The sequence below is a fragment of the Microcoleus pseudofavosus SVA1_A4 genome (assembly GCF_036700565.1).
Taxonomy (GTDB): domain Bacteria; phylum Cyanobacteriota; class Cyanobacteriia; order Cyanobacteriales; family Microcoleaceae; genus Microcoleus.
On sequence record NZ_JAUBPE010000075.1, the window covers coordinates 26,196 to 40,077 of the forward strand.

The 13,882-nt window shown below is 42.4% G+C and carries 13 protein-coding genes; 11 read left to right on the forward strand and 2 right to left on the reverse strand.

Features of this window, described 5'->3' with window-relative positions; all coding sequences use genetic code 11:
• The first annotated feature begins 703 nt into the window (after window positions 1–703).
• The 4 genes from QUA02_RS26125 to QUA02_RS26140 all read left to right on the forward strand — a co-directional run bounded on the left by QUA02_RS26125 (window position 704) and on the right by QUA02_RS26140 (window position 5,224).
• Complete coding sequence (locus QUA02_RS26125) at window positions 704–1,111, forward strand: plasmid mobilization protein (RefSeq protein ID WP_333032081.1); 408 nt, start codon at window positions 704–706, stop codon at window positions 1,109–1,111.
• A gap of 64 nt (window positions 1,112–1,175) precedes the next feature.
• The gene (locus QUA02_RS26130) at window positions 1,176–2,033 is read left to right on the forward strand and encodes a relaxase/mobilization nuclease domain-containing protein (RefSeq protein ID WP_333032082.1); all 858 of its coding nucleotides are present in this window, start codon (window positions 1,176–1,178) and stop codon (window positions 2,031–2,033) included.
• Between the two features lie 120 nt (window positions 2,034–2,153).
• Entirely contained in the window at window positions 2,154–3,197 is a 1,044-nt protein-coding gene (locus QUA02_RS26135) for a hypothetical protein (protein WP_333032084.1), read from the forward strand.
• A 35-nt stretch (window positions 3,198–3,232) separates the two neighbouring features.
• Window positions 3,233–5,224 (forward strand): HNH endonuclease, encoded by a 1,992-nt coding sequence (locus QUA02_RS26140; protein ID WP_333032085.1) that lies wholly within the window; start codon window positions 3,233–3,235, stop codon window positions 5,222–5,224.
• A 72-nt stretch (window positions 5,225–5,296) separates the two neighbouring features.
• Here the strand turns inward: QUA02_RS26140 and QUA02_RS26145 are convergent, their stop codons facing one another.
• Entirely contained in the window at window positions 5,297–6,379 is a 1,083-nt protein-coding gene (locus QUA02_RS26145; protein ID WP_333032088.1) for a hypothetical protein, read from the reverse strand.
• Window positions 6,380–6,620: 241 nt separating this feature from the next.
• Between QUA02_RS26145 and QUA02_RS26150 the strand changes: the two genes are divergently transcribed.
• Window positions 6,621–7,244, forward strand: coding sequence for a siphovirus Gp157 family protein (locus tag QUA02_RS26150; RefSeq protein ID WP_333032090.1), 624 nt, complete (start codon window positions 6,621–6,623; stop codon window positions 7,242–7,244).
• A 246-nt stretch (window positions 7,245–7,490) separates the two neighbouring features.
• Here QUA02_RS26150 and QUA02_RS26155 read toward each other — a convergent pair whose 3' ends face one another.
• On the reverse strand, window positions 7,491–7,715 hold the full coding sequence (locus tag QUA02_RS26155; protein WP_333032092.1) for a hypothetical protein: 225 nt from the start codon (window positions 7,713–7,715) through the stop codon (window positions 7,491–7,493).
• Window positions 7,716–7,904: 189 nt separating this feature from the next.
• Here QUA02_RS26155 and QUA02_RS26160 point away from each other — a divergent pair, with 189 nt between their 5' ends.
• From QUA02_RS26160 to QUA02_RS26185, 6 genes are all read left to right on the forward strand, one after another.
• On the forward strand, window positions 7,905–10,121 hold the full coding sequence (locus tag QUA02_RS26160) for a hypothetical protein (protein WP_333032095.1): 2,217 nt from the start codon (window positions 7,905–7,907) through the stop codon (window positions 10,119–10,121).
• Entirely contained in the window at window positions 10,094–10,345 is a 252-nt protein-coding gene (locus QUA02_RS26165) for a hypothetical protein (RefSeq protein WP_333032096.1), read from the forward strand. Before QUA02_RS26160 ends, QUA02_RS26165 begins: the two co-directional genes overlap by 28 nt.
• A 90-nt stretch (window positions 10,346–10,435) precedes the next feature.
• Window positions 10,436–11,440 carry a hypothetical protein gene (locus tag QUA02_RS26170; protein ID WP_333032097.1) on the forward strand — a complete coding sequence of 335 codons (1,005 nt, stop codon included), beginning with the start codon at window positions 10,436–10,438 and terminating at the stop codon, window positions 11,438–11,440.
• A gap of 415 nt (window positions 11,441–11,855) precedes the next feature.
• Complete coding sequence (locus QUA02_RS26175) at window positions 11,856–12,905, forward strand: hypothetical protein (RefSeq protein WP_333032098.1); 1,050 nt, start codon at window positions 11,856–11,858, stop codon at window positions 12,903–12,905.
• Between the two features lie 148 nt (window positions 12,906–13,053).
• Entirely contained in the window at window positions 13,054–13,473 is a 420-nt protein-coding gene (locus QUA02_RS26180) for a helix-turn-helix domain-containing protein (RefSeq protein WP_333032102.1), read from the forward strand.
• The gene (locus tag QUA02_RS26185; RefSeq protein ID WP_333032099.1) at window positions 13,424–13,831 is read left to right on the forward strand and encodes a hypothetical protein; all 408 of its coding nucleotides are present in this window, start codon (window positions 13,424–13,426) and stop codon (window positions 13,829–13,831) included. The genes QUA02_RS26180 and QUA02_RS26185 overlap by 50 nt, the downstream gene beginning before the upstream one ends.
• Window positions 13,832–13,882: the final 51 nt, after the last annotated feature.

Here is a 13,882-nt window from a genome sequence, read left to right on the forward strand (position 1 = left end):
ATTTTCTCACACTTGCTCAACTTGATTTTTAATTCAATTCCGATGCCACAACTTGACTATTAAGTCAATCCACTTGTTGTTAAAAACGCTAAAAAATTAGCTAATTGTTGCGTCAGCTAAAGTCAGGGATTTGCAGTATAAAGTCAGGGATTTGCAGTATAAAGTCAGGCGGAAAGCAGGTATTTGTAGGGGGTGCACTTTACCTGTATTTACCTGCAAATATCCTGCAAATGCCTGACTTTTTCGCTCAAATTACTGCTTTTTTGTGTCGAGCGTACATTTGCCTGTTGAGGCTGATTTTCGCTGTTCTCTATCGGTAGCAAGCAATGGTTTTGTCCGTACAAAGCTTTATTTATTACTTTTAAATAAAAACAATGCACCTCATGAATGTAGAATCCTAGCCGCCTGGTCAGGTTTAAGACTTTCTTAAGCTTTAATGACAAATGTAGCTACCTGTAATACAAATTAAGCTGAATATTATACAGCTATAAGAAATGAGAGGGAGAAAGGAGCTGACAACGCCCTCGCCTGTCGAGCAAACACTTTAAGCAAATGGATAGATTGTCAGTTATTGAGTAGCGATCGCAACCAGTTATCCTCAGATGGCGGGGGTCACTTTACGCCCCTAGTTTGCTATTTTGGGGTGAAGTTGAAAGTAGTTAGAGATTTATAAAATGAGATCAACTCAACTATTTTTATGACTATGAAGCTCAAGAAATTTCCTCAACAGCAGCAAAATCCGAGACTTTCAAGTCGGCTGGAAATAAGATTGTCTGACTCAGACTACAATCAAATTAAAGCCAGAGCAGAGCAAGTCAATTTGAGCATGAGCGACTTCATGCGCCGTGCAGCTTTGAGGAGAACCATGCCGCGCCCTCTAGCTGCATTTGACTTAAAAGCCTATCAAGTTTTATGCAAGATTGATGCCCAATTGAGAATTGCAGGAAACAACCTCAATCAGATTGCTAAAGCTTGCAATAGTGCTGTGGCGTTGGGAGAACCAGTTCTTGTCAATGCAGGACTCTTAGAAAGCGTACAGCAACTCATTCGAGAAAACGGGGCTACAATTAAAGCAATAGTTGCAAACCTCGCCAAATCTACAGTACGCTAACTATTAACAAGGCTCGGCTTTACCGCCTGAGCAATCAATGCAGTAAACAGACGGCTTTTCGGTTATGATTGGCAAACAAATCAAAGGTACAGGCTTTCGGGGCTGTCTAAACTACGTACTGGGCAAAAAAGACGCCGCTCTAATTGGCGGTACTATGTGCGGACAAACCCCTGAAGAACTCGCTGCTGAATTTGCCATCGCCCGACAACTAAGACCTAACCTGAAAGTAGCAGTTTTTCACGCCACTTTATCTGTCGATAGCACCGAAAAACTAGAAGATTCTGAAGAAAATGACCAGCGCTGGCTGGCGATCGCAGCCAACTACATGAAAGCGATGGAATTTGACAACAACCAGTACGCAGTTGTCAAGCACAGCGATACAGAACACGACCACATCCACATCGTCGCCAGTCGCATTTGCCTAGATGGAGGTGTTGTTGACGATAGCTGGGACTATTACAAAAGCCAAGAAACTATTCGCCAGCTTGAACGGAACTACAGCCTGGAAACTGTTACACCCAGTTGGGAAACAGACAAGCGAGCTCAGACTACAGGAGAACACAGGCAATTACAAAGCAAGGGAAACAAGAGCGTCAGGGTGCAATTGCAAGACCTAATTGATGAAGTTACCCTAGATAACCCAAGTATGCCAGAATTCGTTGAGCGGTTGCAGCAACAAGGCGTAGAGGTGCAAGTCATACTAACTGGAATCGGCTTCAGTAAAGGCATTTCTTACAATTTAGATGGAGTCGCTTTAAGTGGCACTCACTTGGGTAAAGCCTACACTTTTTCTGGATTGCAGAAGCATCGAGGCATTAGCTATGACAAAGGGCGAGATAACGCCCTAATTGAGGCTTTATTAATGCAGCCACAAATTTTAGCTTATGCCAGGGGTGAAGCTCAGCCAATTGAGTTAGAGTAGCCACAATCCGATCGCCGTGAGTTTTTGCACAAGTTATGATATGCTTAAAGTAAGTATTTTGGGTAACGTTGACTGAAAGAATTAGCTGAAAAAGTTTTATATTGCGTTCAAATGATGCGATTGATTCGCTGGCTTACTGATTTAATTAACGATGACTATGAAAAAAGAGTCTTAGCTCGATACATCTTAGTCTATGTGGATGCTTTTTTAAAATTGGCTCCGGTACTTAAGAACCAAATTAAGGCTACTGAAGTCAACGTTAATACTCTTCGCGAACCACTTAAAAATCTCAGAGAAGACTATAATTCATTTTATGCAACTATTAGACATAAACTGTCAGCTCACCGTCAGGATTTACCTCTTGTCGATAGAATCGAGGCTTGGAACGAAATTGATGATGTCACTGTCAACACTTTTATCAATGATGCTAGTCAAATATACAATTTATTAAATAGTTTAAATTTTATTGTTCCATCTTTCATTGAGTCTAATGATATCGGAAACTCGGACTTAAAGTTTAAGCTTGAAAACCTAGCCAAACAAGAAGGTAGCAGTGGGGTAAAACTAGCAATGGATAACCTTGCGTTCAGTCGTCCGAATACAGTGCAGAAAATCTGTACTAGGGAAATAGAAAAACGAGGCTCTCAGGTTGTTAGTATTCTGGATACCATAAAAGTCTTGAGAAGGTTATATCTGACCCTAAGCCTGGGTAAAGATACAGAGAGATTGGGTAAAGCCATGCTCATCGTAGACACAATAAACCTGATTGATAACCTATATCCGAAGATTTATACAGACGCAAAATATAAAGTTAATAGTTTCCTAGAGATAAGCCAACAGCAGGGACATCGTGGCTATCAAATACTCAAGGATGCCTATGAGCAGAGAGATATTAATGCCGAGGGCGGATTACGGGAAGTTAGAAATAAAATTGCTGCCCATGTTGATGATAATCCAAGTCAAAATTTAAAAGATTTATTGGCTCTACTTGATTTAACAACCATTGAGCAGATGCTACAAGTATTTTTACCAGCACAGGATGCCTTTATAAAATGTTGCCAACAAGATGTCAAAACTTCATCGCTTCTCTGTCACGATACACCCTTGAAACGGGTAACTAGACTTATAAAAACTGACGACTCTCAACCGTATTCTGACAATTGAAACTGAAATGATGTTCGTTCTATTTTCAACAAAATATGCAAGAGAATTTGAATAACTGGTTACTTCAGCAAAATGATGGGTGGATTGGTCAGCAAAATTCAGATGATACAAACTTTGATGCTACCAAGTATCAACTGGGTAAACTTTGCCCCAAGGCTCATGATTGGAACGGGACGGGTAAAAGCCTCAAGCTTCGCTCAAATCATTGCTGCATCCAGTGTCAGCGGGAGCGAACTAATAAAAGTAAAATGAAACGGCAAGAGACCAACCTCTCCACGCACTCCAATGTTTTTAATGCTACAGCTTACTATATAAGCAATCTATGCCCTGACAGGCACGACTGGAACGATACAGGTATGTCCCTGTACGATAAGTCAGATGGACTGTGTAGTGGCTGCCAAATTAACAACCACAACCATTATTTAGGTAAGCTTTGCCCCAAAGGACATAACTGGAATGGAACGGGGCAGAGCTTGAGGACATTATCGGGTCGAACCTGCATCGATTGCAGCCGGGAGAGGGGGCGTGACGACAAAGCCAACAAGCGGAGGAAACTTCAAGAACTTCGCAAAACAGGGGTAATTCCAGATAGAAGAAAACCTGCCTTGTCAGCTATTAGACAAGCCTTTGAGGAAAGAGGATACAGGTTATTAAGCCAGAAATATGAAGACCAAAACAGCAAGCTAGATTACATCTGTTCACAGGGGCATCATTACTCAACATCTTGGGCTAACTTTCGTGCAGGCAATGGCTGTCTTTACTGTGCTGGCTCAGCTTCACCAAGCTACGAAGATGTGAAACTCGCGTTTGAATATCGTGGATTTACGCTGTTAGATCAAGAATATAAAAATGCCGAGCATAAACTTGATTTTATCTGCTCAAACGGTCATCACCACTCAATAAACTGGCACTCTTTCAAAAAGGGCGTTGGGTGCGCTATTTGCTCACACACAGCCAAAAAGCTTGACTTTGAAGTAATAAAAGAGGCTTTCAAGTCTCGTGGGTGCAAACTTTTGACTCAGGAATATCTTAATACTCGGCAAACGCTAGACTGTATTTGTTCAGAGGGGCATGAATTTTCGACAACTTGGAGTCGCTTTAGGTTGGGAAGTGGGTGTTCTACTTGTGCCGGGATCAGACGAAGAAAGACCTATGAAGAGGTAAAAGCGCTTTTTGAAGCTCGTGGATACACTTTGTTAACCCAACCTGATAAATATGAACGAGCAACGGATGGAAAATTAGACTACATCTGTCTCCAAGGTCATCAGCATTCAATAACCTGGGGCGCTTTCTCTATGGGGCAGGGATGTCTATACTGTTCTGGTCGAGCCTTAAACACCATAGAGTACATAAGAGAGCAGTTTGAACTGAAAGGCTATCAACTTCTGACAGAATCTTATGAAAATTCTTATCAAAAATTAGAGTTTATTTGCCCCGATAACCATCGCTGGTCTATGAGATGGGATCACTTTCAGCATCGGGGTGTTCAGTGTGCTGTCTGTGCAGGTAATGCCAAAATTGACTATCAACAAGTGAAGGATTATATAGAGTCGTCAGGTTACAAGTTAATGACACTTGAAAGTGAGTATGAAAATACAGTAAAAAAACTCACTGTATTATGCCCATCTGGGCATACTTATAAAGTATCTTTTAAGCAATTTTGTCATCGAAATAATCGCTGTCGGCAATGCTTGATTATAAATAACCGAGGAGAAAGACACCCAAGATGGAACCCTAATTTAACTGATGAGGAGCGAGTTAACAATAGAATGAGATTAGCGGATCAGGAAGCTTGGCGTATTGAGGTTTTTAGACGAGATGACAGAATTTGTCAGATATGTGGATATAAAGGTGACAAAATAAATGCCCATCACTTATACAGCTATAATGCTTACCACAGCCTGCGAACTGATACAGAGAATGGCATTACTCTCTGTAAAGACTGCCATATCAAGTTTCATAAATTTTATGGCTATGGCAACAATACAAAAGAGCAGTTTTTGGAGTTTATCAATAGTACAACCTAATAGGGCGATATCCAATTTAATTGGGTATTTATCCTTATCTTCAGGAGCGAATGCGCTCGCGTCGGCTAGGTCTCAACCCGCCTTGGAATTAGGTAAATAGCTAAGGCGATAATTGATTTTAGCCATCTTCCTGGCTTCTGCTGTTCTCCAAGGTTTAACCGGAAGCAAATTAGGTTCAAATTCTAGCAGCTTATAGGAAGAGCGATCGCCCGTTACAAAGGCGATCGCCTGAGCCAGGAACTTGCAACAGCTCAAAGGAGCCTGAACTACCTGCTTTTCAGTAAACCTAACCACAATCCAATTCCACTCTAAGAATAATTGATTGCGGCGCATATCGCTGTCAGCATCGCAGCAGTGAGTGGGCTTCTTAGATTTGCCAGCATAAGGTTCATCAATCTCGACATCAATTCCGAGTCCAGATGGAGTGTGAATTACAGTAAAATCTGCTGAATAGCTCCTCTGAGATAACGGAATTTTAAACTCTGCTGCTTGGACAACTTCCTCGAAATATTGCTGTAAGTATTGCAAAAAGCGTTGTTCGCTCACTCCTTGCCGAGCTTGAGATATGCCATTAGGACTAACCCGAAGTGACATCAAATCCTTGAACGCTCGATTTCTGTGATGTAAGTCAATTTTTGCACTTTTAAAAACTGTCTGTAACTCTTCTTTCCCTGACTTAAAAGTATAAAATTTCTGCTTTTTGTTAGATAACGTCTCTTGTTGAGATAATCTTTTTTGTTGGGATAATATCTCTTGTTGGGATAACATCTCTTGTTGTTTGTACTCAAGAACTTGCTGCTTATACCTGGATACCAGCTTTTGGCGACAACCAAACACATAACTATAAGCAGCCGCAATTAAACATGAATAAGCAGCTACTACCAACAGCATTTCCCACCACAGCCAACCCCAAGAAATAGCTAACAGCGGAAGTGCGATCGCACCATAGAGCCAAAACACCCAAATTAACCACAGCAACTTGACAGGTAACACCACAGGTGGTTGAGGTGGAGTCAGCAAAACAACAGGTTGCTCGAATTGTTGAGTTTCTTGAAGTTGGGATGAGGTGGCACAACTAGAAGTTGCCTCTGGCAAAGGATATTGATGGCAGAACTGCATTACCACTTTTGGGTAAAAAACTATAGGATAATTCATATCTTTAAATACTCCTTTTTTTAAGAGCGCGGTCGCGCTAGTTTTAAGAAAGTTTTTTGAATTGTATGCCAAAAACCACCCAGTCAAACTCACAAAAATTAACTCATTTTCAACCATGTCGCAAGATTCAAAAGGACAAACAAATATCTCTTAAATCCGACCCGGAAACAATGGCTGCACTTGCTCAAATCGAAGAACGCCACGATTATTATCACACCTGCATCAACGGAGGATACTAAGCATGAATTTAGCCACAGCGACGCTTGCTCAAAGTTCAATAACTGCGGCTCAACTTTGGCATCAACTAGAGTCAGCAGAAAGCTCAGAAGAAATTGACCAACTGCTGCAATCCCTTTGGCAAACCCAAGAAACCCAAGAACTTGCTGTTGATGCCCATGCCGACTTAGCCGACCAAATTGATGCCGAAATTGCAGGAATTACCGCCCGGATGCAGTATTTGATAGAACTGCATTCAAGAGCTATCAACAAACTCCAGGGGTGGAGAGAGCGCTTAGATCAAACCGTTCTCTACTTCAACGAATGCGGCGTATTAACTTCCGAAGTTATCGGCAAACACCGCCGCATTACTGTTAAGGAAAATCCGCCTACCTGTGAAGTTTTGATTGACTCATCTCAACTACCAGAACTCTATCGCCGAGTCGAAACCAAAACCGTAATTTCTGCCAACAAAAAGGCGATTGCAGACGCTTGGAAGCAAGGAATGCCTGTAGATGGCACTAGGGTTTTCCGCAAGCGCAAAGTGGTCTACAGCTTGCTTCCTGGTAACAATTTACACTCTCTTCAAGCCAACCAGACGCTTGAGAGTCGTTCTTCGGATAAAACGCAGTCCAAAAAACGGCGTTAGCCATCTTTTTAGGTGTCAGAAATACTTTACTCTGACACCTGAATTATAGCCTTTCTCAGGTAAATGAGGTATATACCAAGGCTTGAAAAGCCTAAAATTTAGATAATCTTGTGTACCTCATATCTGTGAGAAAAGCTATATTAGACAGCTACGAATTAGATAACTCGGAATTAGACAGCTCCGAATTAGAATGTGAAACCCTTGTTTTGTTTGTAAGAGCGGAAACTTAATTTTGGTCGATATCTATTACAAATCAATCCAGTATTGAGGGTTCTCAACTTGTTCTTCGTTGACGTTGAACAACTTTGACGCTCTACCTTTAATCACTCCGTCAGCATCAAAATTCAAACCTCCAAAATGCTGACTGTTTTCACCTTCTCCAAAAGCAACGCGGGCAAGTGCATCGCTATCGTTATCAGACAAATAATTTCCTTGGCTTTCCATAGCCGTAGTTGTGCGAACTATTTTCACTTATTTTCTCCACATTGGAATTTTCAATTTCATTGTAACACGTTACTTCTATCTTCTAAAACCCTCCAATTGGAGGGGATGACTATCACTCGGTAGCAGGAAGTGTTGAAGGCACATCCTTGTTAAAATCTGGACTATTGCTGTGCGTAAGTCCTAAAAATGTAAAAACTCGAATTCAGGAGCCAATCAATGAGTAGAAGAAAACTTGCCCCAGAATATCGCTCCACAGAATGGGTAGCTGGGGAAGGACTAAAAATCCCAGTCTTTGATATGTCATTAACTGAAGGTAGAGCAAAGGGGCGGTATCAAGCTGAACCAGAAATGCTGCGTAACTCCCTGCTTGAAATGCTTTTTGAACCTGAAGAGTTAGCATCCCTAACCATCGTTAAACCCGACCAAAATGATAGCAGCTTCGACCCTCTAAAAAACATCGACTTCGGGGATGATATTGCCAGAAGAGTTGCTTTCAGCTCTGGCAGCAATGTGTACTTTGCAGACAAAGAGCTCTCAACCAAACTGTTGACCGTATTCAAAACTCAACCCGACCACGCCTGTCGCTACGGTTCACTGTTAGTTAGCAGTTGTAACCAAGGAGCAAAATTGTTAGATAGCTCCCTTGACGGCGAAACCTTGCGAGTCAAAATTGTTGATTCTCAAAGCGATGACCAGAGTGAAAAAGCGAAAGCTCATAAGTGGCAAACCGGAGACTGTCACGGTAAAATTTCACCGACACTAGCCCAACAATTCGGAGGGAATTACAACCGACCTTTTCAATTCAGATTTGCCTGGATGCAGGAATGGGAACAAGAAGACTGCCACACTCCAGAAATTAGCTTTCTTGCCAAAGGAACGCTGTTGCCTGATGCTAATTTAACCTCAGACTTAGGTTATGATATCATCATGGATCGCTCCTCTATCAAAGGAGTTGCTAAAGAGCACTTAGCTGAATTGATTCCTTGCGGAGATTACGAATTCCCCAAAGCTATACTAGGAAATCGAGGCAACGCCAAAGTAACTGAATACGAAAATTCCTGGCAATTTTCAATTTGGTATTCCGAAGCAGCTATTCAGGCTGACATAGCCACACCAACTAAAGTTGAAGCCCAAAAACTAGCTGACTTGCAAAATAACCGACTGCAACTTGCCAAATACTTAGTGGAACAGCACGACAAAAAAGCTGCTTTTCAATCTAATCTTCACGAAGACAGCAGCGGATTAGAAGACGAAGCAGATGAAAAAGCCCAGCGCAACGAATCCCGGCTAATTTCAATTTTGAGGAACGACAAACTCGGTCAACTCCTCGACTTTCCCAAAGTCGTCGATTTCATGCAAGAACAACTGGCTAAAAAGTGGAAAGACTTAGCAATTAAAGGAGCAATTCATCATGGTTCAGCAATGGCTCAACCTTGTGAAAACCTCAAACCTGGTACAATTGTTGCACCCCACTTGCGACACGGCACAGAAGTTATCGTTACCCGATACCCAATTGTCAGTAAAGATAACATCCGCCGCTACACAGTAGACAACAAAAGCCACCGTGAATTAACGCAGTACAAAGGGTGCGTTTTCATTCGCTCCGACCAAGCCATGCAGCACCATCAATGCGATTTTGACGGCGATCAATTAGTGATTACGCCTGCTTCCCGAATGCCGAATATCGCCTCTGAAACCAGGCACGCTAATCAAGAAAATGAGTACGATGCTGTTGAGAAGCGAGAGAAAGTTGACTACACTAAAGCTACCGATAGTGATGGCGATCGCAAGTATACCAAATTGCGGCAAATTGCCGTAGCGATCGCCCAAAATAAAATCGGCTGGGTGGCTACCTTAATCGGGAGAGTGCAATCGTCAGCAGCAGAACCGGGACAGCCAAAAAGTTTATTCAATCAACAGAAGCGGCAGCTTCTTGGAAAGCTGTTTGATGCCCTGCAAATTGAAGTAGATAGTCCCAAAAGTGCTACTCGTACCGAAGACCACCACCCCACCTTATTGTCCAAGGCTAAGCAGTGGTCAGAACAGCACCCAAGCTACCTATTTGACTATAAAGACGACCCCAGGCTTTACAAAACGGTGCCATTACCTATAGGAGACGGCACCGCTATCAATTGCATCGCTAGGGAGGCTGTTAACCCAGAGTGGGAACCGACTCGTTTAAAAAGCCGTCACCGCGACGAATTTCGCTACTTGTTTGAGTCTCCTTCTGACTTAGATGAACGAGAAAAATGGGAGAAACATTATGTCAGGTGGGCGCAAGATATTAAGGAACGCTATCGAGAAAGGATGGGCGAAATCCACTTGGATTGCAGCGACGATTCTAAGGCAATTAAAGAAGCAGTCAGCAAGTTATACGAGAGCTTAAGAGCCGATGTGACAGAAGCTTGGATGACCCTGAAGAACGGTTTTTAGCTGCTAGTGCGATGTGGCACGTCGAAACCGCAAATCCCAACTTAGAAGTCCCTCGCAAAGCTTGTAAGGAACTTTCTCGCCAACTGTTGATTGAATTCAACTTTGAACCTGAGTACGAGCGACTGCACGAAGCAATGCCAAAAGACACTTACGTTTTGAGCGTCCCTTTCGAGGAATTTGAAAGGGACAATAACGGTAAGATTGTCAGGGATAAGAAGCGATAACCAGTTGGCAAAGACTTAGCTGGACATTGGAAAGAATTGTTAGACAGCAAAGGTATTAAATATGAAGCAACTGTGCATCCGAGCCTGCCAATGGTAAATTTTGCCTTAATTGAACCCAGCGAAAAACTGGTGGGAATTCTTGAGAATAAGTTTGGCGAGAATGCCAACGACATCGACGGTTTAGACTTAACCTACCGCGATGGTCTTGGCCGCACAAAAGATGTGAGTTCACGCATTGTAGCTCCTGCTGATTATACTTGGCTTGAGTCCCAAAACCAAACACCTAAAGCAGCACTGGTTCTCAACCTATTTACGGATGAAATTTGCCAGCAATTGCAAACCTTTCAGTTTGACAGAGCTGAACTGATTGGGCAGAAGTACAATGACTTGAAAAATGTTGACTTTAGCGCTCCCAAATGGAGGCAGAAAACATTGACTTTTGAGGTGGGTTCTGTTAGCGGTACCGATTCAAGGCGCGACGGCAGCCCTATTGTCCTCCTTGACGGGCAAGAGCTAGCTATGTTCTCTGCTAACTCACCTAAATTGCCGATCGGCACTACCTTTGAGGCCACTATTGAACCCTCGCCTAAAGGTAGTGCTCTAATCTTAAACATCAACCCTAGCTCTGTGCGACTAATTGAATCAGTTGAGGAACTTTCAGAAGTCGCGCCAACCCCTTGTCAAGAGCGATCGCAATCCGTATCGCCAACCCATTGTCAAGAGCGATCGCAATCCGTATCGCCAACCCCTACTCAAAAGCGATCGCCGTCTCAACCCCAAGACATTGCTGCCAGCCCCGCCCACCTCTCACAATTGCTGAAAGATGCGATTTTTGAAGCATATAACCAAACTGGAGAAACTACAATTCCTGTGGGAAACTGGACAGCTTTTATTAGCAAATCTCGCAACAATGTTAGGTGTTTAGTCAGAGATGAAGCTGATAATCCAGTCTTAGCTGCTGACTTGAAAACAGGTCAAGTTATTAAGAAGCTTTCGGAAAATAGCAGCGCTCACTTTCTCAAATATCTCTTAAAAGTCGATGCTGAATTAGCTTCGGAATCTTCAAAATTTAGAGTTGCCGACGCACAACTTTAACGTAATTTCAGAAGTCATATTATGTCCGCTAACTAGACCGTAATTGCAATTCTATTACTTTGCTGTGGCGAATTTACAAATAGCCGCTCATGCGAATCATAGAAAAAGCGCAAACCTTTTCAATGCGTGTTGTCTAAATATGTCTTGCTTGTGGGAGGTCAAAGTCGAATGACGCAAGAAAAGACACATTCGACTTTCACCTCCCTTGAGGACATTTGTACAACACACATTGAAGCCTGTGGTTTTATAGGTATTTTGACGGACATGATATGACACTTCTTTTGCTCCCGCTTAACCTTCCCCCTCCGATTGGAGGGGGTCACTTTAACTCCCCAAAACCGCTCTTTCGAGTGAAGTCACTAGCCACACTGCTCGAATTTCATGGGAAATATCCACTCACCCCGCCACAAAGATTATGCCCACAAAAACAGCATCCCGAAGCCGAAGCCAGGGAAATTACATCACCCCTAACACAGCGGAGGGCAAGAAAATCCTCAACTACCTAAGAAATCGCTGCGAGAAAGCTTTAGATTACTGCCAGGAAAACGGACTCACCAGCGTAGAAGATTTTGCCGATGCAATTGAAGAACTAACGGAAGCCGACGGCAAACCTGGCATTAGCGTGGAGGTCAAGCACAACGGACTCGTCCTCAGTTTGAGCGATCGACCTGAGTACGGCTCTACCACAGGAAAATACATGATGGAACACTTGGGAGAGCCGGACGACAACCGATTTACTAAAACAGGAATTGAAGCATTACTCGATTCGCCTCGAACTAAAACAAGGTCTAAAAAAGACAATTTACTAGATGAATTGGATGATGAGCAACCCTCCCCCAAGTCTAAATCTAAAGCTGCAACTAAGTCTAAAAAAGACGATTTACTAGATGAATTAGAGGATGAGCAACCCTCGCGTCGATCGAAATTTCAAACGGCAACTAAGTCTAAAAAAGACGATTTACTAGATGACTTAGAAGATGATGAACCATCGCACAGATCGAAATCTAAAGCCAATATCAAATCGAAAAAAGATGAAATAGAAAATTCGGATGACGACGAGCCATCACCCAACTCTCAAACCAAAAGAAGAGCCCGAAAAGATGACGTAGAGGAGTTGGAGTCGGAAGAACGACTGGTTAAATCTAAAGCCTTAAGCCGCTCTCCGAGAGATGAGCTAAGTCAGTTAGATGAGTTTGAACTCGAAGCACCTAAACCCAAAGCTAAGTCTCAAACTAAAAGCCACCTTCAAAACTCTGATCGAGAAGATTTGGAAGAAGAAGAATTATCAGCTAAATCCCAAACCAAAAGAAAACTTCAGACAGATGAACCGGTAGAAATTGCTGAATCCTTAGCAGTCACACCTTCCAAAACCAGAACTAGCCAACAGCGACCTCAAGGCAAAAAATCAAACGACCAGAACATCGATAGTATCCTCGATGCTGCTGTACAAGTTAGTGGTAAGTAATTAGACAGAATTAATTACACAAATACATGGTAGAATGATATGACAGGCAAAATTATGAGTTAATTAGAATTTCATATGATGTTTATCAGGGAAATAAATCTTCTTTCGTCTAAATTACTACAGCGAATTCATCGCCAAAGCCGACATCATCAAGTACGTCACGCGTGCACATTGCCTCATATTAGCTTCGCAAGGAGTAAAAAAAGTAGAGTTAATGAATATTTTCAGAATAAGTTATAAGACACTCTATAACTGGTTCAATCGGTGGGAATCAGAAGGAATGATAGGACTTTATAATAAACCAGGAAGAGGTGCTAAATCACTATTTGACTCTTCGCAGAAAGCCCAAATCAAAGAGTGGGCCCAACAACAGGGCAAACGCATCATGTCAACAAGCGGGAATTTTACCGTGCTTGTTGCGACTATTATCGATAGCTGTAGTTTATTGAAAAGAGATTTGACTGCCGATAGCGGTGGCTATTCCTCAAAACACTACTACTATTCTCCCGGCAATTTAGATGCGTTTGCCCTGGGCCCAACAAGAACCAAGGCAATTAAAAAAAGTTAGCCAAAAAGTTCAAGAAGCCTGGGGAATAAGTCCGAGCATAAAAACAATTCAAAGAATACTAAAAATGCTGAACATGAGTTGGCACCGTATGCGTAAAGGAGTTGCCGGAAAGCCTCCAGCCCATGAATATCAAGACAAAAAGGCACAACTAGAAGAATTAAAGCGATTGGACGATCGGGGAGAAATTGATTTATATTACTTGGATGAAGCAGGATTTTGTTTGATTCCTTGTGTTCCCTATGGCTGGCAGAACATTGGAGAATATTTAGCAATTCCTAGTCGTCGTAGTCAGCGAATGAATGTACTAGGGATCGTGAATCGAAATAACCATCTTGGGAGCGTGTCACTTTTGCGATGAGTATAAATACTCAGAAATACTAGGGCAGAGGTTTTGAGCTATTGTTGGGCA

Bases quoted from the DNA above. Each gene is read 5' to 3' on its own strand.
- QUA02_RS26140 (WP_333032085.1), top strand. From the start codon at position 3,233: ATGCAAGAGAATTTGAATAACTGGTTACTTCAGCAAAATGATGGGTGG.
- QUA02_RS26185 (WP_333032099.1), top strand. From the start codon at position 13,424: ATGCGTTTGCCCTGGGCCCAACAAGAACCAAGGCAATTAAAAAAAGTT.
- QUA02_RS26175 (WP_333032098.1), top strand. From the start codon at position 11,856: ATGCCCACAAAAACAGCATCCCGAAGCCGAAGCCAGGGAAATTACATC.
- QUA02_RS26160 (WP_333032095.1), top strand. From the start codon at position 7,905: ATGAGTAGAAGAAAACTTGCCCCAGAATATCGCTCCACAGAATGGGTA.
- QUA02_RS26170 (WP_333032097.1), top strand. From the start codon at position 10,436: ATGGTAAATTTTGCCTTAATTGAACCCAGCGAAAAACTGGTGGGAATT.
- QUA02_RS26125 (WP_333032081.1), top strand. From the start codon at position 704: ATGAAGCTCAAGAAATTTCCTCAACAGCAGCAAAATCCGAGACTTTCA.
- QUA02_RS26145 (WP_333032088.1), bottom strand. From the start codon at position 6,379: ATGAATTATCCTATAGTTTTTTACCCAAAAGTGGTAATGCAGTTCTGC.
- QUA02_RS26150 (WP_333032090.1), top strand. From the start codon at position 6,621: ATGAATTTAGCCACAGCGACGCTTGCTCAAAGTTCAATAACTGCGGCT.
- QUA02_RS26130 (WP_333032082.1), top strand. From the start codon at position 1,176: ATGATTGGCAAACAAATCAAAGGTACAGGCTTTCGGGGCTGTCTAAAC.